The sequence below is a fragment of the Sphaerotilus sp. genome (genome assembly GCF_031429695.1).
Classification (GTDB): domain Bacteria; phylum Pseudomonadota; class Gammaproteobacteria; order Burkholderiales; family Burkholderiaceae_C; genus Sphaerotilus.
Map to the genome: position 1 here is coordinate 78,150 of NZ_JANPAB010000030.1, position 20,820 is coordinate 98,969.

Annotated in this window: 20 protein-coding genes; 10 read left to right on the forward strand and 10 right to left on the reverse strand. The window is 69.1% G+C overall.

Annotated elements, in window-relative coordinates; translation table 11 throughout:
* Positions 1–19 precede the first annotated feature (19 nt).
* From RMP06_RS06005 to RMP06_RS06015, 3 genes are read left to right on the forward strand one after another with little or no spacing between them, the layout of a single operon-like run.
* Positions 20–499, forward strand: coding sequence for an ArsI/CadI family heavy metal resistance metalloenzyme (locus RMP06_RS06005; protein WP_310460866.1), 480 nt, complete (start codon positions 20–22; stop codon positions 497–499).
* 24 nt (positions 500–523) lie between these two features.
* On the forward strand, positions 524–1,039 hold the full coding sequence (locus RMP06_RS06010; RefSeq protein WP_310460867.1) for an arsenate reductase ArsC: 516 nt from the start codon (positions 524–526) through the stop codon (positions 1,037–1,039).
* A 4-nt stretch (positions 1,040–1,043) separates the two neighbouring features.
* Complete coding sequence (locus RMP06_RS06015) at positions 1,044–1,748, forward strand: MIP/aquaporin family protein (protein ID WP_310460868.1); 705 nt, start codon at positions 1,044–1,046, stop codon at positions 1,746–1,748.
* On the opposite strand, the gene RMP06_RS06020 is transcribed toward RMP06_RS06015, so the two are convergent.
* A complete protein-coding gene (locus RMP06_RS06020; protein WP_310460869.1) occupies positions 1,726–2,943 on the reverse strand; it encodes an OmpA family protein in 1,218 nt (405 codons plus the stop codon). The two genes, RMP06_RS06015 and RMP06_RS06020, sit on opposite strands and share 23 nt — an antisense overlap.
* Before the next feature lie 47 nt (positions 2,944–2,990).
* The gene (locus tag RMP06_RS06025; RefSeq protein ID WP_310460870.1) at positions 2,991–4,400 is read right to left on the reverse strand and encodes a serine/threonine-protein kinase; all 1,410 of its coding nucleotides are present in this window, start codon (positions 4,398–4,400) and stop codon (positions 2,991–2,993) included.
* A gap of 102 nt (positions 4,401–4,502) precedes the next feature.
* Between RMP06_RS06025 and RMP06_RS06030 the strand changes: the two genes are divergently transcribed.
* Together RMP06_RS06030 and RMP06_RS06035 are read left to right on the forward strand one after the other, a co-directional pair.
* Positions 4,503–5,801 (forward strand): hypothetical protein, encoded by a 1,299-nt coding sequence (locus tag RMP06_RS06030; RefSeq protein WP_310460871.1) that lies wholly within the window; start codon positions 4,503–4,505, stop codon positions 5,799–5,801.
* 76 nt (positions 5,802–5,877) lie between these two features.
* Complete coding sequence (locus RMP06_RS06035) at positions 5,878–6,153, forward strand: hypothetical protein (protein ID WP_310460872.1); 276 nt, start codon at positions 5,878–5,880, stop codon at positions 6,151–6,153.
* Positions 6,154–6,160: 7 nt separating this feature from the next.
* On the opposite strand, the gene RMP06_RS06040 is transcribed toward RMP06_RS06035, so the two are convergent.
* Entirely contained in the window at positions 6,161–6,925 is a 765-nt protein-coding gene (locus RMP06_RS06040; RefSeq protein WP_310460873.1) for a CAP domain-containing protein, read from the reverse strand.
* A gap of 145 nt (positions 6,926–7,070) precedes the next feature.
* Between RMP06_RS06040 and RMP06_RS06045 the strand changes: the two genes are divergently transcribed.
* Complete coding sequence (locus tag RMP06_RS06045) at positions 7,071–9,008, forward strand: hypothetical protein (protein WP_310460874.1); 1,938 nt, start codon at positions 7,071–7,073, stop codon at positions 9,006–9,008.
* Between the two features lie 137 nt (positions 9,009–9,145).
* Positions 9,146–9,922 (forward strand): enoyl-CoA hydratase/isomerase family protein, encoded by a 777-nt coding sequence (locus tag RMP06_RS06050; protein ID WP_310460875.1) that lies wholly within the window; start codon positions 9,146–9,148, stop codon positions 9,920–9,922.
* 37 nt (positions 9,923–9,959) lie between these two features.
* On the opposite strand, the gene RMP06_RS06055 is transcribed toward RMP06_RS06050, so the two are convergent.
* From RMP06_RS06055 to RMP06_RS06070, 4 genes are read right to left on the reverse strand one after another with little or no spacing between them, the layout of a single operon-like run.
* Positions 9,960–11,519 (reverse strand): tannase/feruloyl esterase family alpha/beta hydrolase, encoded by a 1,560-nt coding sequence (locus RMP06_RS06055; RefSeq protein WP_310460876.1) that lies wholly within the window; start codon positions 11,517–11,519, stop codon positions 9,960–9,962.
* Between the two features lie 52 nt (positions 11,520–11,571).
* Positions 11,572–12,348, reverse strand: coding sequence for an alpha/beta fold hydrolase (locus RMP06_RS06060; RefSeq protein ID WP_310460877.1), 777 nt, complete (start codon positions 12,346–12,348; stop codon positions 11,572–11,574).
* A 4-nt stretch (positions 12,349–12,352) separates the two neighbouring features.
* A complete protein-coding gene (locus RMP06_RS06065) occupies positions 12,353–13,348 on the reverse strand; it encodes a Bug family tripartite tricarboxylate transporter substrate binding protein (protein WP_310460878.1) in 996 nt (331 codons plus the stop codon).
* A gap of 13 nt (positions 13,349–13,361) precedes the next feature.
* Positions 13,362–14,345: a Bug family tripartite tricarboxylate transporter substrate binding protein gene (locus RMP06_RS06070; protein ID WP_310460879.1), complete on the reverse strand. Its 984-nt coding sequence runs from the start codon at positions 14,343–14,345 to the stop codon at positions 13,362–13,364.
* A 208-nt stretch (positions 14,346–14,553) separates the two neighbouring features.
* Between RMP06_RS06070 and RMP06_RS06075 the strand changes: the two genes are divergently transcribed.
* Positions 14,554–15,786: a CaiB/BaiF CoA transferase family protein gene (locus tag RMP06_RS06075; protein ID WP_310460880.1), complete on the forward strand. Its 1,233-nt coding sequence runs from the start codon at positions 14,554–14,556 to the stop codon at positions 15,784–15,786.
* Entirely contained in the window at positions 15,783–16,388 is a 606-nt protein-coding gene (locus RMP06_RS06080; protein ID WP_310460881.1) for a glutathione S-transferase family protein, read from the forward strand. The genes RMP06_RS06075 and RMP06_RS06080 overlap by 4 nt, the downstream gene beginning before the upstream one ends.
* Before the next feature lie 15 nt (positions 16,389–16,403).
* Here RMP06_RS06080 and RMP06_RS06085 read toward each other — a convergent pair whose 3' ends face one another.
* The 3 genes from RMP06_RS06085 to RMP06_RS06095 form a co-directional block, all read right to left on the reverse strand.
* Entirely contained in the window at positions 16,404–17,207 is an 804-nt protein-coding gene (locus tag RMP06_RS06085; RefSeq protein WP_310460882.1) for an amidohydrolase family protein, read from the reverse strand.
* Positions 17,207–17,776, reverse strand: a complete 570-nt coding sequence (locus RMP06_RS06090) for a carboxymuconolactone decarboxylase family protein (RefSeq protein ID WP_310460883.1) — start codon at positions 17,774–17,776, stop codon at positions 17,207–17,209. Before RMP06_RS06090 ends, RMP06_RS06085 begins: the two co-directional genes overlap by 1 nt.
* 85 nt (positions 17,777–17,861) lie before the next feature.
* A complete protein-coding gene (locus RMP06_RS06095) occupies positions 17,862–18,830 on the reverse strand; it encodes a LysR substrate-binding domain-containing protein (RefSeq protein WP_310460884.1) in 969 nt (322 codons plus the stop codon).
* Between the two features lie 227 nt (positions 18,831–19,057).
* On the opposite strand from RMP06_RS06095, the gene RMP06_RS06100 reads away from it, so the two are divergent.
* The coding region (locus RMP06_RS06100) for a phosphoketolase family protein (RefSeq protein ID WP_310460885.1) at positions 19,058–20,820 on the forward strand (1,763 nt) is incomplete at its 3' end.

The following is a 20,820-nucleotide window of genomic DNA, read 5'->3' on the forward strand; positions in this document are numbered from 1 at the left end:
ATCCCCACCGGAGTCCCGCATGAAGCGTTTCCACGTCCACCTCCACGTCAATGACCTCGCCAGGAGCATCGCCTTCTATTCGAAGCTGTTCGCCGCCGAACCCGCCCGCGTCGAGGGCGACTACGCCAAGTGGATGCTCGACGACCCGGCGGTCAACTTCGCCATCTCGACCCGCGGTGCCCAGCCCGGCATCGACCACCTGGGCATCCAGACCAACAACGCCGAGGAACTCGCCGCGCTGAAAGCCCGTGCCGAGGCCGCCGACATGGCCTTGCTCGACGAAGGCGCGACCACCTGCTGCTACGCCAAGAGCGAAAAGCACTGGCTCACCGACCCGCAGGGCATCGCCTGGGAGCATTTCCACACGCTCGGCAACATCCCCGTGTTCCGCGAGGCCCCGGCCGCAGTGGTCGAAACCGCCACCGCCTGCTGCACGCCAACGCCGCGTGGCAAGCCGATCGGCATCCCCGTCAAGTCGGCGGGCTCGTCCTGCTGCTGAGCAGAACGCTGAGCGGAACCCGCCATGACCGTCCACGTCCTGATCCTCTGCACCCACAACTCGGCCCGCAGCGTGCTGAGCGAGGGCATGCTCAACCACCTGGCGGCTCGGCTCGGTCGCGATGTCCGTGCCCACAGCGCCGGCAGCGCCCCGAGTGGCCGGCTCAACCCGTTCGCGCTGCAGGCGCTGAACGCCGCCGGCATCGACACCGCGGCCTGCCGCAGCAAGTCATGGGACGAGTTCACTGGCCCGGACGCGCCGCCGCTGTCCATCGTCATCACCGTGTGCGACTCGGCCGCGGCGGAAAGCTGCCCGGTGTTCCATGGCGGCAGTGGTTCGAACGGCGCCCCGCCCGTCAAGGTCCACTGGGGCTACCCGGACCCGTCGAACGCGGAAGGAGGCGACGCCGGCAAGGCCCGCGCCTTCGAGCTGGCCCGGCAGGCGATCGGCTACCGGATGCTGCAGTTGCTCGCGCTGCCGCTGGAGACGATGGACCGCGCTGCGCTGCAAGCGGCGCTCACCGCCATCGGGCGGAGCTGAGCCGATGCCGACTTCCACGACCACGCTTTTTCGTCACCTGAGCGCCGAAGCTCTCGGCACCGCGCTGCTGCTGGCCATCGTGATCGGCTCCGGCGTCATGGCCGAGCGGCTCTCGGGCGGCAACGTCGCGGTGGCGCTGCTGGCGAACACGGCGGCGACGGTCGGCGGGCTGTATGTGCTGATCGAGGTCTTCGGCCCGGTCAGCGGCGCGCACTTCAATCCGGCCGTCAGCGCCGTGATGGCGTGGCGTGGCGAGCTGCCCGCCACGCGCTTGCTGCCCTGCGTGCTGGCGCAGCTCGTCGGCGCCGTGGCAGGCGCGTGGCTGGCCCACGGCATGTTCGACTTGCCGGTGCTGCAATGGTCCACCAAGGTGCGCAGCGGCACGGGACAGCGGCTGGCGGAAGCGGTCGCCACGGCCGGGCTGCTGCTGGTGATCCTGCGCGCCGGTCCGGGCAAGGCACCGTCGCTGGTGGCGGCCTACATCGGCTCGGCCTACTGGTTCACGGCCTCGACCTCGTTCGCCAACCCGGCCGCCGCCTTCGGGCGCATGTGGAGCGACACCTTCGCCGGCATCGCCCCGGCGAGCGTGCCGGGGTTCATCGTGGCGCAGTGCGCGGGGGCTGTCCTGGGGGTGTGGCTGGACCGGCTGCTCGGGCATCCGGCACCCACACCGTCCCCCGGGCCCCTCAACGGCAGTCCACGACCTTGAACTCGACCCGCCGGTCCACGGCGTCCTTCAGGTCATCGCTGCCAGTGCCGACGAGGTTGTCGCGCCAGGCCACGCCGGCGGTGTCGATGCGGCGGGCCAGCATCGGGTTGGCGGCTTCGAGCTGCTCGCGCACGGCGGCGGCGCGCTGGGCGGACAGCGTCAGGTTGAAATCCAGCGCCCCGGTGCGGCTCGAATGGCCGATCACCTGCAGGCAGGACGGCGCCTCACCCGCCTGCCGGGCGATCTCGCGCAGCCAGTCCGGGTAGGGCTTGCGGATGGCAGGGTCGGCGATGTAGTCGGTCTTGCCGGGTGAGAACAGCAGCTTCACGCCCATCGCGCGGGTCTTCAGGCCGAGCGCGACGATGCGGGAGAAGGCATCGCGCGATTCGTCCTCGCGGCCCGAGCGGACGGACGCGAGGTAGGTGCCGACCAGCGCCTGCATCGTGTCCGCACCAGGCAAGGTGGCCGCCGAACGGTAGAGCATCAGCGCCCGGTCGTAGCTGCCGACGCTGTAGGCCAGCCCGGCCTCGTCCAGTCGGGCGATGGACACGGTGCGCTCACGCTCCGACAACACCGCGGCACCGGGTACTGCGGGTGTGGCACTGGCGTCTGCCGCCATCAGCGCAAACGGGCTTTCCCGAAAGAACGCCACCGGGGTTCCGTCCAGCGTGCCGTCGGCTATCGATGCATCGCTGCGCGCCAGCGTGCGGCCGTCTTTCAGGCTGACGAAGCGCAGGGCGAGCGTCATGCGGTCGGTGGCGCGGCGGCCGTCGGGCAGCGTGGCCGCGGTCAGCGTCGTGTCCAGGCGCACATCGCTCACGGCCGCCGCGGCCGCCGTGAACGGCACCAGCTCCAGCCCGCGGTGCTGGCTCTTGAGGTGGACCGCGATCAGTTCGCGCACGCGCACCGTGGTCGCCGTCTGCTGCCGGCTGATGGCGTCGAGCACCGGCGCGACGTAGACCTGCGTGGGACGGATGGTCAGGAAGCGCGCGAGACCGCGCTCGGTTTCCATGCGCCGCACAGCGTCGTCGGTGGCCATGCCCACCGCCTGGGCCAGCGGCAGCTCGGCGGTGATCGGCGGCGGGGGCAGTGTGCTGCAGCCGGCCAGCGAAAGCGCCAGCGCCAGCAGCACGGCGAAGGTCAGGTGGCCAAGGTGGCGGCTTGCGGCGTGGTGCAACGGGGGGCGCTGGGGCATGGTGGCAGCTCCTGGGTCAGGGTCAAGGACGCACGGTGTGCGCGGGTTCATTCGCAGGCGGGATTGCGCTCACGTTCGGCGCCACCGATCTCCAGCGAGCGGCGGCGTAGCCAGTCGATGCAGGCCTCAGACGGTTTTTTCTTGCTGGCAGCAGCGGTCTGGACTGGCGGAGGCACCGGCACGGGGGCTCGGCTGGCCGCAGCGACGGGTGGACGGACAGGCTTGGCGGTCTCGGCAGAGCGCACGGGCCTGGGTGGTGGCGCGGGGGCGGCGGTTGGCGGCGGCGCGATCACCACCGCCGACGCAGGCCGAGGTGGTGCGACCGGGGCAGCGACCGGGGGCACCAACTTGGCCGGCTCTGCGGTGCGGGCGATCGGAACGGGCGGGGCTTCGGGCGGGGCGGGCTCGTGGTTGATCCACAGCACCGAGAACACCGCCGAGAACGACACCAGCAACCCCACCAGCGTCACCACGCCTGTGCGGTCGGGCTTGACCGGCGCGGGGGGTGGCGCGGGCGGCGGCGGGGCCACCCCCGGTTTCGGCTCGGCAACGACCGGCGCGTGGTGTTCCGACCAGCCCAGGGCCATGCGCAGTGCCGCGACGCTGCCGAGGCGGTCCGCGGGTTTGAGTGCCAGCGCGCTGCGCAGGGCACGGCGGCGCAGCGGATCGGGCTCGACCCGCTCCAGCTCGGCCCAGCAGTCCGGCGCATCGGCCTGGCGACGTGACAGGCTGGGCGGCGCCGAGCCGGTGAGCAGCCAGTGGGCGAGTGCCGCGATGCCATGCACGTCGGTCCACGGGCCGGTGGCCAGCCCGGCGTCCCGGCCAGCGTCGGTCTGCTCCAGCGCCAGCCAGGGGGACAGCGGCTGGCGGCTGGGATCGGTGTCCGGCAGCGGCAGGCACCACGCCCCGCTGTCCTGCACGCGCACCCGCTCGGGTGTCAGGCTGCCGTGGACCTCGCCCAGGCGGTGCAGCGGCTCGACCGCGCTGCAGCATGCGTGCAGTCCGGCGTCCACGGTGGCGCGGTCCGGCCAGCCGGGGCCGTCCTCGGCCACCTGGCGCAGCGTGCGGCCCGTCACGGGCGTCAGGCAGACCCAGGCGGTGCCGTTGGCCTGCCCTTGCGCTTCGATGCGCACCAGCGCCGAAGGGGCCAGCCGGGCCAGATCGGCGGAGCGGCCGGCCTGCGCCCAGTGGCCGGTCAGCCGCGTCCAGCGCGCCAGCCAGTCGCGGAAATCGGCCTCGGCGTCTGGCAGCGGCACCACCTCCACACCGATGCGCTGCACCAGCCCGACCGGGCAGCCCTCGCGGACCGCCACGGTGCGGCCGCTGTGGCGCTCTTCGGCGGCGTAGTCGAAGCCGTCCAGGTCATCGCCCAGGCAACCCGTCAGCACGTATGGACCCAGGCAGGTACCCGGTGGCAGCGGGGTCGGGAAGGCGAGAGTGGCGTAATGGGATGGCATGAGCGGCTGGATTATGGAAACAATGCCCCGATCTGACATTGCGCATGGGACGTTTTCACACGCCGGCTTCAGCATTGGCAAAGTTTCGAAGGGATTCCCGCAATGAAAGAAGTGATCGATACCACAGTCGCCGATGCACTGAACCAGGATTGCCACTGCCTGACGCTCGACCCCGCCGCCCTGGCCCGCGCGCTGGACGCCGAACTCGGCGCGCCGGGCCTGTCCGCGGATGTGCAGGCACGCTGTCCCTACGTCTTCGCCGCGCAGCCGGTGTTCGTGGCCGCCAGCCACCTGCGGCGCATGGCCGAGGTGGTGCATGCGGTTGAATCGGTCGTCGCCCAGCCCGCCTGGCACGAGCGGGTGCTGGCCGCCGCGCCCGAGACCGCCCGCGTGGCGCTGGCGCCTGGGCAGGCACTGCCGCGCAGCGTCTTTTTCGGCCATGACTTCCACCTCGACCGCGACCAGCTCGGTCTGATCGAGGTCAACACCAACGCCGGCGGCGCGCTGCTGAACGCCGTGCTCGCCCGCGCCCAGCGCGCCTGCTGTCCGGAGACGGCCCCGCTGGTGCCCACCCGCGCCCACGCCGAGGCCTTCGAAACGGCCATCGTCGCCATGTTCCGCGCCGAGTGGGCGCACACCGGCCGCACCGCGCCACTGCGCACCATCGCCATCGTGGACGAGGCACCCGAGGCGCAGTACCTGCACGCCGAGTTCCTGCTCTTCCAGCAGCTCTTCGCGCGCCACGGCCTGCATGCCGTCATCGCCGATCCGACTGCGCTGGACTGGCGCGCCGGCCGCCTCTGGCACGGCGACACCGCGATCGACCTCGTCTACAACCGCCTGACCGATTTCTACTTCGACCAACCCGCCAGCGCCGCGCTGCGCCAGGCGTGGATGACACAGACCGCCGTCATCACGCCGCATCCGCAGGCCCACGCGCTCTACGCCGACAAGCGCCACCTCGCCGTCTTCAGCGACGAAGCAGCGCTGGTCGAACTGGGCGTGCCGGCCGAGACGCGGGCGCTGTTGCTGGCGCATGTGCCCCGCACCGAGGTGGTCCTGCGCGCCAACGCCGAGCGGCTCTGGGCAGCGCGGCGCGGGCTGTTCTTCAAGCCGGCAGGCGGCTTCGGCAGCCGCGCGGCCTGGCGCGGCGACAAGCTCACCCGGCGTGTCTGGGACGAGATCACCGCCCGCGACGGCGACTACGTGGCACAGGCCATCGCCGCTCCCGGCCAACGCCAGCTTCGGGCCGAGGATGCCCAGAACCTGATGAAGTTCGATCTGCGCGCCTACGCCTACGACACGCAGGTGCAGTGGGTCGCCGCGCGGCTCTACCAGGGGCAGACGACCAATTTCCGCACCTCGGGCGGCGGGTTCGCGCCGGTCTACAGCACCGGCTGAACCAGACCTGACCCGGGCCGGCCAAGCCGTACTTCAGTCGGGGACCACGGGCGGCACGGCGCCACAGAATCACCGCATGAACTCTCCCCTTTCGTCCCCGCACCGCTACGCTGGCTCCGGCCACGAAGCCTCGCCCGCCCGGGCTTGCGGGCGGCGCTTGCTGCACACGCGCCGCTACGTGACCTCGCTCATCCACCTGGCCAAGACGATGGACATCCACGCCATCAAGCGCCTGCGCCAGCGCGCCCGCCAGTCCGGTCGCGGCGCCGTGCTCGGGCTGACGGCACTGACCGAAACGCTGATCCTGCCGACGCCGGAACTCGGCCTGCCGCACCAGCCCACAGCGCGCTGAAACCGCCTCAGGGACACTGCGCCGCGGTGCGCGCGCGCGGCAGCACCTGCTCGCGGTAGCAGCCCTGCATGTTCGGCGTGGTGCAGTCCGACGCCTTGGTGCCGGACCAGTAGTTGCAGAAGAGGTTGCCGCCCGCACGGGCGCAGCCGAGGTAGCGCACGTCCTTCCAGATCAGCGCCGTGAAGTGGCCCGCAGCGCCGGAGGGGTCGCCCGGCCGGTATCCGGACACTTCCCCGTACCAGGCCCGCACCGCATCGGCGCCGGTGGGCACCTCCGACGAGCCGTACAGGTTTTCGCCCAGTGGCCCGATCGGGGCGTTGTAGGCATCGCTGTGCGCGAACCCGCCGCGGCTGACCCAGTTGCGGGCATAGGCCGCAATCCCCTCGTGCCAGGCCAGCGGCGGCGCGCCGTGCAGGCAGCGCACCTGGTTGTGGGCGCGCAGGATGTCCCGGGCAAACGCATCGTTGCCCGCCGTGCCGGCAGTGGCGCGGGGTGGCTGGGCGGACGGGGCCGGCGCTTGCGCGGCGGGCGCCACCTCGGCAGCGGCAGGCGCGCCGTCACAGGATTCCGTGAGCATGGAGAGCGGCAGCGTGCCACTGCCGCTCATGTTGCCCTCCCGCCAGCGGTAGGACGCCTGACCGTCGCCCGTGCGAACGAGGGTGACGCAGCGGTCATCGACCACATAGCGCTCGCCGGCCCGCGGCGCCGCGGCCGCCGTGCAGGCGAACGCAAGGCCCGACAACAGGGACAGGGTCAGGGATGGAACGCGCATGTCGAACTCCTCCGCCAATGAGCTGGCTGCCGGCATCTTCGGCCCGAACGCTGCCTGGCCGTGTGAAATCGTACCGGCACATCCTCAAGACTGAGGACGACAGGTACCACAACGAACCGCGCAGCGTGACGCAAAATCGCGGCCCATGAACCTCCTCCTCTGCACCGCCCTGGGCCTCGTCACGGCGGTGGCGCAAGCCGCCGTCACCACGCCAACCCCACCGCTGAAGGGCTACGGCATCGTTGCCTACAGCTCCCCCGACGCGGCCACCACCGCCTGGATGGACCAGCGCTTCGAGGTTCGGCTGGCCGGCCCGAAGCCGGGGTCGACCGCGGTGAAGTGGATGGGCTACCAGGACATCTATGGCCTCGGTTCGATCGCCGAGCTGCTGGAGATGAAGGACTGGGCGCTGTCGAAGCGGCTGGTCGCCGAGGACATGCTGCTGCACGCCAAGGCGGACTACACCGCCCGCATCGGCCGCATCTTCGACGGCCTGGACCGCTTCGACGCCTTCGAGGGCCGCAATGGCGTGCTGCGCAGCACGGACGGACGCACCTTCACCGACGTGTCCCCCCTCGCCTATGCAGGCCAGGTGGCCCTGTCCGGTGAAACCTACATCGGCTACGAGGAGCCGTATGCGGACATCCGGTTCACGCTCGCCATGGCCGGCGTGGAGGTCGTGCGCAGCGTGCAGTACTGGAACGGCAGCGCCTGGGCGAACCTGGTCAACGGACTGCAGGACGACACCGCCAGCCTCACCCGTTCGGGCAAGCTCTCGTTCGTGCCGCCAGCGGACTGGCAGCCGACGAGCCTGAACGGCTCGCGTCGCAAGTACTTCGTCCGCCTGGTCGTCAGCGCGGCCCGTGTCGTGCCGGTCAGCAGCCAGATCCGCGGCGACGACTGGCTGGGCGCCACACCGCAGAGCGGCCGGGGCTGGGACGCCAGCAGCCCAAGCATCGTCCACCGCGGCACGCCGCTGGCCTACAACCCCACTCCGCCGGCCGGCGCCACAGCGAAATTCCCTTACCAGGCCCGCATCTCGTTCTGGTCCGTCAACCACTTCGTCGCCAACCCGGCCGACCAGCAAGGGCTGGCCGACGGCACCTGGGCAACGTTCCTGGCCGACAAGATCGTCAAGGACAGCCGCAGCAGCGGCGCCGGCGGCGTGATGTGCGACGACGGGGAGCGCGATGTCGCCGACGACGGTGTCCCCGCCACGGCCACCGACTTCGCCGACAAGGCAGGCACCACCACCTGGGCCGCGGCGACGCTCGCCAAGTACCGCAACCTCGTGCGCCTGGTGCGCCAGCAGCAGCCCGCGCTGCTGCTGGGCGTGAACGCCGCCAGCACCGCGCTGGCCAAGGCCGGCCAGTGGAACATCGTCGAATACCACACCTTCGTCTGGAAAACCAACGACCTGCGGGGCATCACGTCGGGCGACGACGGCCGCCCGACCCGCATGGCCTATGACGACTACCTGCCCGCCAGCAACCCGGGTGGCACGCTGGGTGTCTTCCTCTACGCCGACACCGAGGCCACGGTTGCGGCCGGTGGCGCAGCCTGGGACCGCGGCAACCGCGGCCCGATCGCGGCCCTGTCCAAGCACCACATCGCCCGCAACGCCAACACCGTGTTCGCCTACTACTCGCGTGGTGGCTACATCTACAGCGAAACCGACGAGGTGCTGCGGGTGGATGGCGTGGTGCTGCACCAGGCGAAGCAGGCGCTGCCACGCCTCGACCAGGTGCGCCGCTGGGCGACGTGGTTCCCGGCGATGGGTGTGGACATCGGCGTGCCGGATGCACGCGGCTACCGCGCCGGGGTGCGCGATCTGGCGTGGAAACGCGGCGCCGACCTCGGCGGCGGGCCGGATGTCTGGCGGCGGGACTACACCAACGCCGTCGTGCTGCACCGCCCCGCGGCGTGGAACACCACGGCGGCGCAGTACACCGTCACATCGCCCGCCATCGACCTCGGCGGGCGCTACTACCCGCTGGCCGCGGACGGCAGCGCCGGCGCGGCGGTCACCAGCGTGCGCTTGCGGGCGGGGGAAGGGGCGATTCTGCTGAAGAGTCCGCGCTGAGCCGCAGCGGCGGCACGCCATCGATGGACATTGCCGAATCGACATAGCAGATCTGCGGGTGCAGCGCTGTCGATGGCGTCTCGCGCTCCATAGACTCGGTCCTCTGCGGGCACCCATGCCCGCCACGAGGAGAGAACATGGACGACCTGACCCAACTCGACGTCAGCATCGCTGACCATATCGCCACCCTGTCCATGAACAGCCCACCCGTCAATGCCCTGACGAGGGTGCTGAACGACGAGTTGACACTGGCGCTGGACCGCATTTCGGAGATGGACGACGTGCGCGTGGTGGTGTTGACCGGGGTCGGCAAGGTCTTCTGTGCCGGCGCCGATCTCAAGGGCCGCGCGGAGATCATCAAGGGGCCGGGCGACCTCCCCGCCCACTCGCGCCGGACCCGGGAGTGCTTTCATTCGATCCGCGAATGCGCCAAGCCGGTCATCGTGGCCATCAACGGCGCGGCGCTCGGATCGGGGTTGGCGATGTGTGCGTCCGCCGACATCCTCGTGGCCTCGGAAAAGGGCTCGCTGGGCATGCCCGAAGTGGATGTGGGTCTGCTCGGCGGTGCCCGCCATGCGATGCGCTTGTTCAGTCACTCGCGGCTGCGCCGCATGGCCCTGACTGGGATGCGCGTCGACGGCGCGGAACTCTACCGTCTGGGGATTGTGGAAGCCTGCACCACGCCCGAGAACCTGATGCCGACCGCGCTGGAGATCGCACGCACGATCGCCAGCAAGAGCCCGGTGTCCACACGCATGGGCAAGCACACGCTGAACGTGATCGAGGACATGAGCCTGCGCGACGGCTATCGCTACGAGCAGGACATGACCGCGGCCATCGGCAAGACCGAGGATGCCAGGGAAGCACAGCTCGCCTTCAAGGAAAAGCGCCCCCCGGTCTTCACGGGCCGGTGAGGATGCGAGGGCGCGCCACGGCCAGGCCGACGCGCCGTCAGGGCATTTCGCAACGGAAGCTGGCCGCGGCATCGACGCTGCCAGAACCGACGTAGCGCGAGATCAGCGGGTAGGCGCAGATGTTCCGGGTGCGGCCGGGAAAGCGCTTCCCCTTGGCCACCAGCACCTCGGGAGCCTGGCCTTTCTCGACCCAGTCCTGGATGGCGGCGACGGGATCGAACTGGTCGAGCGCAGCCCCGCCCGCGGAGTGGCCCATGCCGGGGAAGTTGAACAGGCGCGCGAACTGTTTGGTGGACTCAAGACCGCCATTGGCGGCAATCAGCGCGCGGTACCAGCGATTGACCCCGCTCGGATTGACCAGGGTATCGGCCAGCCCCACATACACGATGTGCTTGCCATTGCGTGCCTTGAACGCTTCGTACTGGGTCGAGTTGGTGGCCGTGAAGGCGGCCGATGCAAGCATGGAGGCCGGGTCGGTGTCGAAGTTGAACTTGAGGTAGTCGAAGTCCGGTGCCGCAGGCGTCATGAAGACGTATCGGATGGACTGGTTGGTGAACTTGCTGGCGTTCGGCACGGCGCCCGTCGCGCTGCCGATGTGGTCGGTGCGCCACTCCGGTTCACCGATGCCCGTGTCCCAGGGGGTGGGTGGGTAGAGCAAGGTGCCCGCCGAGTCACGTGGCCCGGACATCACCTTGTTGAACGCGGCCACCTGCTGGGCCGACAGACAGGTGTCGGCCTTGGCGCCGGGACACTGCAGCTCGCTGACGTCGTAGGTGCATGCCGGGTAGTTCTCGATCAAGCCGTCGACCACACCGTCCAGTGCGTCACACGTTCTCAGCACACCCGCGTTGATGAGTTTCAGGTCGCTGTCGGAATAGGCCTTGCTGAGGATCGGCTGACCATTGGCGTCCAGGGGCGCGATGGCCGTGAATTCCTGCAGCATCTGCATCGAGCCGGTCTGGGCCAGGTGCTGCTCCAGGATGGGGGCGCCGGAGACGATGCCGTCAAAGTGCTGCGGGAAGCGCTGCGCCATCATCATGCCCTGGCGTCCGCCGCCCGAGGTTCCGACGTAGTAGGCGTACTGGGGCGCCTTGCCGTAGAACTTGCCGATGACGTCCTTGGCCAGGACGGTCACCTTGTCCACCGCGTTGTAGCCCCAGTCGATGCGCGCCTGCGGATCGAGCCCGAAGGTGGCGTCACGCCCGCTGGTGCCGGTATGGCCCATGTCGCTGGTCACCACCGCAGTGCCTTGCGACAGCGCGGGGGCGCCGCCCGTGCGCTGGAAGCCGTAGGCCGGCGGAATGCTGCCATCGACGCCGCCGCCGCCCAGGAACTGGAATCGTCCGTTCCACGCGAGCGGCAACCTCAGTTCGAAGCCGATGCTGTACCGCACCCCGTTCACGCCTGTTCGCGGATGGATCTCGCCGGTGACCAGACAGTGCGCTGGCATTTTGGTGGTGCCCGAACTGACCGCTCCGGCATCGATCTGGACCGCGCTCTTGAATACGGTGTTCGCGAAGCTCAGCCCTTGTACTGCCGTGCAGTCGGGTGCCAGGACGGATGTGGCTGCGAGGGCGCTCAGCGCAATGATCATCATGGTGTGTCTCCAGTGTTTTGAACGCGCTGCTGCACAGCGGCGGCATTGGTCTTCATGTCGGCAGCGTGCGCGCCCAGGCCGTGAGGGCTGCGGCCACCGCTGCCGGCTGTTCAGGGAGCATGGCGTGGCTGGCCTGCTCCAGCAGCTGTACCGTCACTTTGGCGCCGAGGACTTCTTGCAGTTCCAGGCGGGTGGCAGCCGGGCGCCAGGGGTCGCATGCACCTTGCAGGTCTAGGATCGGTGCGTGGCTCACCGGCCACCACGCCGTCTTGGGCGGCGTCACGGCAGCAGCGCGATAGGTCTCCCGCAGCGCCGGATGCCATCCGTCCAGCCACACGCTGGCGTCGTTGCCGGGCGCGAAAAAAGCCCTTTGCAGCGCAGACAGGCGTTCGTCCCGCGGCCGGCTGGCATCGGCAGCCACATCCAGGGCCGCTGTCAGGCCGGGTGGAAACGTCCGCGCTGCGCCGGCCAGCACGGCCACCCCGCGCACCAACGCAGGATGGTTGAGGGCAGCTACCCGCGCAACGAAGTGACCGAAGGCGTGGCCGGCAACGATGGCGCGGCCGCCGCCCAGGCGTTCGATGACCAGCGCCACATCCTGTGCCAGCGCGTCCAGTGTCAGGCCCTGCATCGGCCCCTTGCTGTTCGCCATGCCACGGGGCTGCGGCCGCAGGACCGAGAAGCCCGCTGCAGCCGTGCGCCCGGCCACGTCGTCGAAGTCGAGTGAGTCGCGCTGCGACGACGGCAGCACCACGATGGCCGGGCCGATGCCGTCGACGAGCACGTCGACCTGCACCTGCCCGTCGACCAGCAATTCGCGTCGCTGCACAGGTCTAGTCCACCGTCGCGCCCGACTTCTTCACGATCTCCGCCCACTTCGGCAGTTCGGCACGCACGAGGGCCGCGAACTCCTCGGGTGTGCTGAAGGTCGGCTCGATGCCCAGCGCGATCAGCTGGCTGCGCAGCGCCGGCGTGGCCATCGTGCGCCCCAGCGCGGTGTGCAAGGTGGCGATGACCTCCTTGGGCGTGCCGGCAGGGGCGAGCACACCGAGCCAGTTCGACACGTCGTACCCCTTGAGTCCAGCCTCCGCGATCGTCGGGACTTGCGGCAACGCACCGATGCGGGTTTTCGAGGTGACGCCCAGTGCGCGCACCTTGCCGGCCTTGATGTGTTCCTCGTACACGGTGTACGAGTCGAAGGTCATGTCCACGCGCCCGGCGAGCACGTCCACCAGCAGCGGTGAACTGCCCTTGTAGGGCACATGCACCATGGTCACGCCGGCCTGGGACTCGAACAGCGCACCCGCCAGGTGGCTGGAGCTGCCGTTGCCGGCCGAGCCGTAGCTCAGACTGTCAGGCTTGCTCCTGGCCTGCGCAACCAGCTCGGCAACGCTCTTCGCCGCGACCGACGGGCCCACGATCAGCACGCGCGGCGTGATGTGCGTCAGGCTGATGGGGGCAAAGTCCTTCTGCGGGTCGTAGCGCAGCTTGGGGTAGATGGCCGGGTTGATGGCCTGGGTGCCCATGGTGCCGAAGAACAGCGTGTAGCCGTCCGCGGGCGACTTGACGGCCGCTTCGGCGGCGGTGGTGCCGCCGGCCCCGCCGCGGTTGTCAATGACGATCTGCTGCCCCAGTTCCTGGCCCAGGCGCTGCGCCATGCCGCGCGCCATCACGTCGGCAGCGCCGCCTGGCGGGAAGGGCACGATCAGGCGGATCGGCTTGTCGGGGTAGGCGGCGCTCGCGGCGGTCGAGAGGCCGCAGAGCCCTGCCAGAGCGAGCAAGCCCGCCCGCAGGACGGTGTGCACCGAGGTCGAGATGGGTGTGGTCATGTCGGAAGTCTCCTCATTCGAGGGTGATCTTGGCCTGGGTCACGACGCGGCGCCACTTGTCGAACTCGGCCTGCACCATGGCCTTGTACTCTTGCGACGTCGACGCGGTCGCGATGACGCCTTGCCTGGACAACTGCTCCTTCACGTCACTCGACTGCACCGCCGCCACAAGCGCGTCGCGGAACTTCTGCTGCACGGCCACCGGCACGCCGCTCGCGGCGATGACGCCATACGCCGTGTCCATCACCACGCCGGGGAGGCCCGCTTCCCGGGTGGTCGGAACGTCGGGCAGTTGAGGCGCACGGCTGGGGCTGGCCACGGCCAGCACTTTCAGTGCGCCGGAAGCGACATGCGGCAACACGACCAGCAGGTCCACCATCGCCACATCGATTTCGCCACCGAGCAGGCCGGTGACCGCGGGGGCCGCGCCCTTGTACGGCACGTGCGTCATGTCGATGCCGGCCTCCAGCTTGAGGAGTTCGGCACCGATGTGCGGCGTGGTCCCCGGTCCGGCCGAGCCATAGTTGAGCTTGCCAGGTGCCGCCTTGGCCAGCTTGATCAGGTCGGCCAGGTCGACCAGGTTCTTTGCGACCAGATTCTTCCCGACCACGATGACGGCAGGTCCGCGTGCGACGGTGGTGACGAACTGGATGTCCGCCAGGGCATAAGGCACCTTCGTCAGGTTGGGCATGCCGGCCAGCGGTCCCTGGGCGGTGAGCGCGAAGGTGTAGCCGTCTGGCGGCGCCTTCAGCATGAGGTCGACTCCGATGCTGCCGCCGGCGCCGCCCTTGTTGTCGACGAGGATGGTCTGCTGCAGGCCTTCGCCGGCCTTTCTGGCCACCAGACGTGCAATCACGTCGCCCGGGCCGCCGGCGGCGTAGGGAACCACCAGGCGGATCGGCTTGGTCGGCCAGGACTCGGCGTGTGCCGCCTGCATGGCCATCGACAGCGGTGCGGCGGCCATGCAGAGCGCGACGAATTTCAGTATCCGTGTCATCTTGTCTCCTGATCGAATGGACGCGAGTCTGGACGTCGGGGCCACATCCAGGAAGGCACTGGCGAGGCAACTCAGCTATGTACGGACTGCAAGGCGCGCTGCACGGTATGCGTTCCGGCGCATGCCAGCCTTGCCATCGGGTGGGTAGGCAAACCTGCGGTGCGTACCTAAAGTCCCCTCCCATGCACCGACCCGGAAAGACACCGCGATGAACGCCAACGCCGGCCCCCTGTCCCATGTGAAGGTTCTCGACCTGAGCCGCATCCTGGCCGCACCTTGGGCGGCGCAGATCCTCGCGGATCTGGGCGCCGAGGTGATCAAGGTCGAGCGGCCCCAGGTCGGCGACGACACGCGCGCATGGGGCCCGCCCTTCCTGAAGGGCCCCGACGGCAAGGACACCAAGGAAGCCGGCTACTACCTGGCCGTGAACCGTGGCAAGCGCTCGATCACGGTCAGTCTCGACAAGCCCGAGGGCCAGCGCATCGTGCGTGAACTGGCGCTGCAGGCGGACATCGTGCTGGAGAACTACAAGGCCGGCACGCTGGAGCGTTATGGCCTCGACGAGGCCTCGCTGCGCAAGATCAATCCCCGCCTCATCTACTGCTCCGTCACCGGTTTCGGCCAGACCGGACCGCGCCGCGACCAGCCCGCCTACGACTTCCTGATCCAGGCCATGGGCGGCCTGATGAGCGTGACCGGAGAGAAGGACGGACGGCCCGGCGGCGGTCCGCAAAAGGTCGGCATTCCCATCGTCGATCTGATGACCGGCATGTACGCTGCCGTGTCGGTGCTCGCGGCACTGGCCCGCCGCAACGAGACGGGCACGGGGGACTACATCGACATCGCGATGCTCGATGTGCAGGTCGCCACGTTGTCCAACCAGGCGATGAATTACCTGGTGTCGGGCAAGGTGCCCAGACGCAATGGCAATGCGCATCCGAACATCCAGCCCCAGGACGTGTACGCCTGTGCCGATGGCGACGTGATCCTGGTCGTCGGCAATGATGGCCAGTTCGCCAGGCTCTGCGAGGTGTTCGGGCGCACCGAATGGGCCAGCGATGAACGTTTCGCGACCAACGCACAGCGCGTGCGCCACATTGGCGAGTTGTCGGCCATGCTGTGCAGCGTGTTTGGCGCGTGGGAGCGCGAGCGGCTGATCGCCGCACTCGATGCCGCCGGCGTGCCTTGCGGGGCGATCAACTCGGTGGCCAACGTTTTCGAGGATCCGCAGGTGAAGGCCCGCGGCATGTTGAAGCATGTGCCGCATCCGAGCGGTGTCGACGTGCCGCAGGTGGCGACGCCGATGCGTTTCTCCGACACGCCGCTGCAGTCCCGGAGCGCGCCGCCGCTGCTGGGCCAGCACAGCGACGACATCCTTGCCGAACTGGGCTACGGCGCCGCCGACATCGCCGCGTTGCGCGCGACAGGAGCCATCGGATGAAGCTGCACTGGTCACCCAAATCGCCCTACGTCCGCAAGGTGATGGTCTGCGCCCATGAACTGGGGCTGGAGGACCGGATGGAGCTGGTGCGTTCGGTCGCGGCGATGCTCAAGCCGAACGAGCGCCTGATGCAGGACAACCCGCTGTCCAAGATTCCGACCCTGGTGCTGGACGATGGCTTCGTGTTGTTCGACTCGGTCGTCATCTGCGAGTACCTGAACGACCTCGGCGGCGGAACGCTGTTCCCCTCGCAAGGCACCGACAAGTGGCAGGCACTGCGGTGGCATGCCCTGGGCGACGGACTGCTCGACGCGCTGATCCTTTGGCGCAACGAGCGTGAACGGGCGGTGCCGCTCGCAGTGCTGCTCGATGCCTTCGAACTGAAGGTGCGGGCGACGCTGCAGCAGCTCGACGACGAGGCCCAGGCGCTCAACGAGACGGTCTTCTCCATCGGCCACGTTGCCGTCGGCTGCGCCCTGGGCTACCTGGACTACCGCTTCGACACCCTGGATTGGCGCGGCGCCGCACCACGCCTGGCGGAGTGGTACGCCGAGACCCGCGCGCGTCCGTCCCTTCAGAACACGGAACCGGTCGATGGCTGATCGGGTGCCGCCGGCTCAGCCGTACAGCGCCGACGGGTTGTGGACCAGGATCTGTTCGACCAGCGCGGGGCTGGCGGTCCAGCGCTTGAACGTGTCCAGCAGGAGGGCCGCGTCGGGACTGGGCACCACACGCAGATGCGGCCAATCGCTGCCCCACAGCAAGCGCTGCGGATTGGCCCGCAGCAAGGCCTCGTGGAAAGGCCGGCACGGCGCCAGGTCGGTGGCCGGCAGCAGGTTGCGATAGGCACACAGCTTGACCCAGGCGTGGCCAGCGTTCACCAGCGACAACAGGCAGGCAAAACCGGGTTCGTCGACTCCGGCGTGCGCATCGAAGCCCCCCATGTGATCGATGACCACGGGCACCGGCAACTGACGCAAGCGATCGGCAATGTCGGGCAGCACCTTGCAGTCGGTCCACAGCTCGGCGTGCAGCCCCGCATCGGCCAGTTGCGGCGCCATGCGGAGCAGGTCGTCTAACGAGGCACTGCCCGCGAAGTTGGCACCAGCGCCGCTGCGGTGGCTGAAGCGCGCCGCGCGGATGCCCTTGTCGCGCAGTCCCTTCAGCGTGGGCAGGGTGTCCGGCCGCAGCACGAGCACGCCGCGCAGTTGCGGATGGGCGGCCAGCGCATCGAAGACCAGCGAGTGGTCATCGCCGCAGGCGCTCGGATGCACGAGCACGCCGTGCGACAAGCCCAGGCGCGCCAGCAGCGCCAGGTAAGCCGGAGCCGGCGCTTCGGGCGGCGTGTAACTGCGCTCGGCCGCGAGCGGGTAGCGCGCGTACGGGCCGAACAGGTGGGCGTGGCAGTCCCAGCCCGCCATCACGACCTCTGCCTCTGCGGCAAGGGGAACGCAGGCTCCACGCCTTCGGGCAAGGGAATCTCGTGCGCATTGAGCGTCATCGCGACCATCGTGTAGTAACCCACCAGCGCCGTCAGCTCGACCAGCTTGCGCTCGCCCAGCCGTGCCAGCGCGTCGGCATAGGTGGCATCGGCAATCGAGTGGCACGCGTTGAGTTCGACAGCAACCTGCACGATGGCGGCGTCGTCTGCCGTCAGGCCCGCTGGCGGGGTTCGGGCCAGGATCGCTTCGATGACAGGCGCTTCGATGCCCACCCGCTCGGCCTCCAGGCGGTGCGCGTACCACTCGAAAGGTGAGTTGCAGGCACGGCCGGTGACAAGAATCGCCAGTTCCGACTGCCGCGGTGTCAAGGTGGTGTTGTAGCGCAGCAGTTCACCCAGGGCTTGCCAGCGGTCGGCAAGATCGGCGTTGTGCAGCGCGGCGCGCAACGGACCCTGGATCTTGCCGCGGCGGCCGGACACGATCTTGTCGTGGACGCGGCGCTGGTCGGCATCCATGGTTTCTGGCGTGGGCAAGGTGATGCGCGGCATGGGGTCTCCTGGGGCACGTCCGAGCTTAGCGGGCCGAACGGCGCGGGCCAACGCAGCCCCGTGAAACCCAGCTATGCCTGTCCGGTCAAGGCAGCGTGCCTGGCTGCCACATGCCGGCCCGCGCCATGTCATCGACGATCGCGACGATCTGCGACGCGACGGCGGTGACTGCGCGCGCCGGTCCCTTGGACTTCGAGCAGGCCATCGCCACCGTGCGCTGGAACGGCGGATCCACGATCCTGGCCGCCCGCAGGCGCCCGTCGGCGACCTCGCTCCACACGGCGTGCAGCGGCAGCACGGTGTAGAGCCGCTCGTTGGCGACGAGCGACTTCTGCAGCGGCAACGAGTCTGCCTCGATGGCTGGCACCAGCGTGATGTGGTGTTGCCGGGCCACGGCATCCAGCGCCGTGCGCAGACCGTTCGGCGCACTGGGAAGGATGAATGGCAATCCGTCCAATGCAGTGAACGGCACATCGGGGCCGGCGGCATGCCGGTCACCGGGAGGCCCGATGAGGTAACTGTCCACCACCGCCAGCGACTGTTCGGCGTCGGCCAGTGTTGGCCCGTAGCGGTACAGAATGGCGATGTCGATGCGTGCATCGGCGAGCCACTCTTCCACCTGACCGCTCGATCCTTCCAGCACCTTGAGGCTCACGGCTGGATGCCTGCTGCGCATTTCCGAGAACAGGCGCCCCACCAAGGGCTGCGCGATCGACGGCAGGAAGCCCACCGTCACGCGGCCAGCGGGCTCGCGCGCCTCGCCCCGAATCTCCTGCTCCAGCTGCTCGGCATCGGACAGCAAGGCCTTGACGCGGGGAAACAGCCGCTGGCCCACCTCGGACAGCTCGACACCTCGCCCCGTCCGGTTGAACAGGCGGGCACCGCATTCACGCTCCAGCGCGTTGAGTTGCCGGCTCAGCAACGATTGATTGCTGTCGAGAAACAGAGCGGCCCGCGTCAGGCTGCCGAGTTCTCCGATGGCGACGAAGGCCCGCCATTTCTGCAGGTCGGCGGCAATCTCGATCTTGAAGTCGGTGGCTTTCGGTGCTTGCATGAACGAGGCCGCCTGAACGGGTTTCCTTGAGCTGCCCATTTTGCGCTCGGCGCGGCACAGCCGTGTGGACTGCCCTTGCTCCTGGAATCCGCATCCCATCGCCGAGTTCATGCACGGGTGGTTCAGAGCACGTGCAATGCCGGACTGCGGCGCTCCCACGCGGTCTGTTCTGCAGCGCACAGACGCGTGCCCAGCCACGGGCGCACCGTGCTGTCCGGAGACCCCCCATGCCCACCCCTGTGACACCCGACACCCTGCAGAAGATGGACGCCTACTGGCGTGCGGCCAACTACCTGTCCGTCGGGCAGATCTACCTGCGCGACAACCCGCTGCTGGAGCGCCCGCTCACGCTCGCGGACATCAAGCCGCGCCTGCTGGGGCATTGGGGCACGACGCCGGGATTGAACCTGCTCTACGTCCACCTGAACCGGCTGATCCGGGAGAACGACCTCGACATGGTCTATGTCATCGGCCCCGGCCACGGCGGGCCGGGCATCGTGGCGCACAGCTACCTCGAAGGGTCGTACACCGAGCACTACCCGGCGATCGAGCGCAACCGCGACGGGCTGCAGCGGCTGTTTCGCCAGTTTTCCTGGCCGCAGGGCATTCCCAGCCATGTGTCGCCCGAAGTGCCGGGCTCCATCCACGAAGGCGGCGAGCTGGGCTACTCGCTGGCGCACGCCTACGGCGCGGCCTTCGACAACCCCGACCTCGTCGTCGCCTGCGTCATCGGCGACGGCGAGGCCGAGACCGGCGCGCTGGCGGCGAGCTGGCATTCCAACAAGTTCCTGAACCCCGCACGCGATGGCGCGGTGCTGCCGATCCTGCACCTGAACGGCTACAAGATCGCCAACCCCACGGTGCTGGCGCGCATCAGCCGGGAGGAGCTGACCGACCTGATGCACGGCTACGGCCACGAGCCGCATTTTGTCGAGGGGGACGACCCGGCGCGGGTCCACCAGGCGCTGGCCGGCACGCTGGATGCGGTGCTGGCCCGGATACGGCAGATTCAGGCCGACGCCCGGTCACTCGACCCCGCGCAGGCGCCGCCGCGGCCACGCTGGCCGATGATCGTCCTGCGCACCCCCAAGGGCTGGACCGGGCCGAAGCAAGTCGATGGCAAACCGACGGAAGGCAGTTGGCGCTCGCACCAGGTGCCGATCACCGAGTTCAGGACCGCCGGGCATGTGCAGCAGCTCGAAGACTGGCTCAGGAGCTACCGGCCCGAGGAGCTGTTCGACGCGCACGGCCGTTTTCAGGACGACCTGGCCGCGCTCGCGCCGACGGGCCGGCGCCGCATGGGCTGCAACCCGCACGCCAACGGCGGCATCCTGCTGCAGCCCCTGGACATGCCCGCCTTCCGCGACTACGCCGTGGCGGTGCCCGCACCCGGCGGCGTCGAGGCCGAGGCGACACGCGTGCTGGGCACGTTCCTGCGCGACGTCATGCAACGCAACCTGGCTGCGGCCAACTTCCGCCTCTTCGGCCCGGACGAAACCGCATCGAACCGGCTGGAGGCCGTGTTCGAGGTCTCGGGCAAGGTGTGGCTGGACGGCGTGCAAGCGGGCGACAACCACCTCGGCGCCAACGGCCGCGTGATGGAAGTGCTGAGCGAACACCTGTGCGAAGGCTGGCTCGAAGGCTACCTGCTCACCGGGCGCCACGGCCTGTTCTCGTGCTACGAAGCTTTCATCCACATCATCGATTCGATGTTCAACCAGCACGCCAAGTGGCTGAAGGTGTGCAACCAGATCCCCTGGCGCAAGCCCATCGCGTCGCTGAACTACCTGCTGACCTCGCACGTCTGGCGGCAGGACCACAACGGTTTCTCGCACCAGGACCCGGGCTTCATCGACCACGTCGCCAGCAAGAAAGCCGACGTGGTGCGCATCTACCTGCCGCCCGATGCGAACTGCTTGCTCTCGGTGGCCGATCACTGCCTGCGCAGCCGTCATTACATCAACGTGATCGTCGCCGGCAAGCAGCCGGA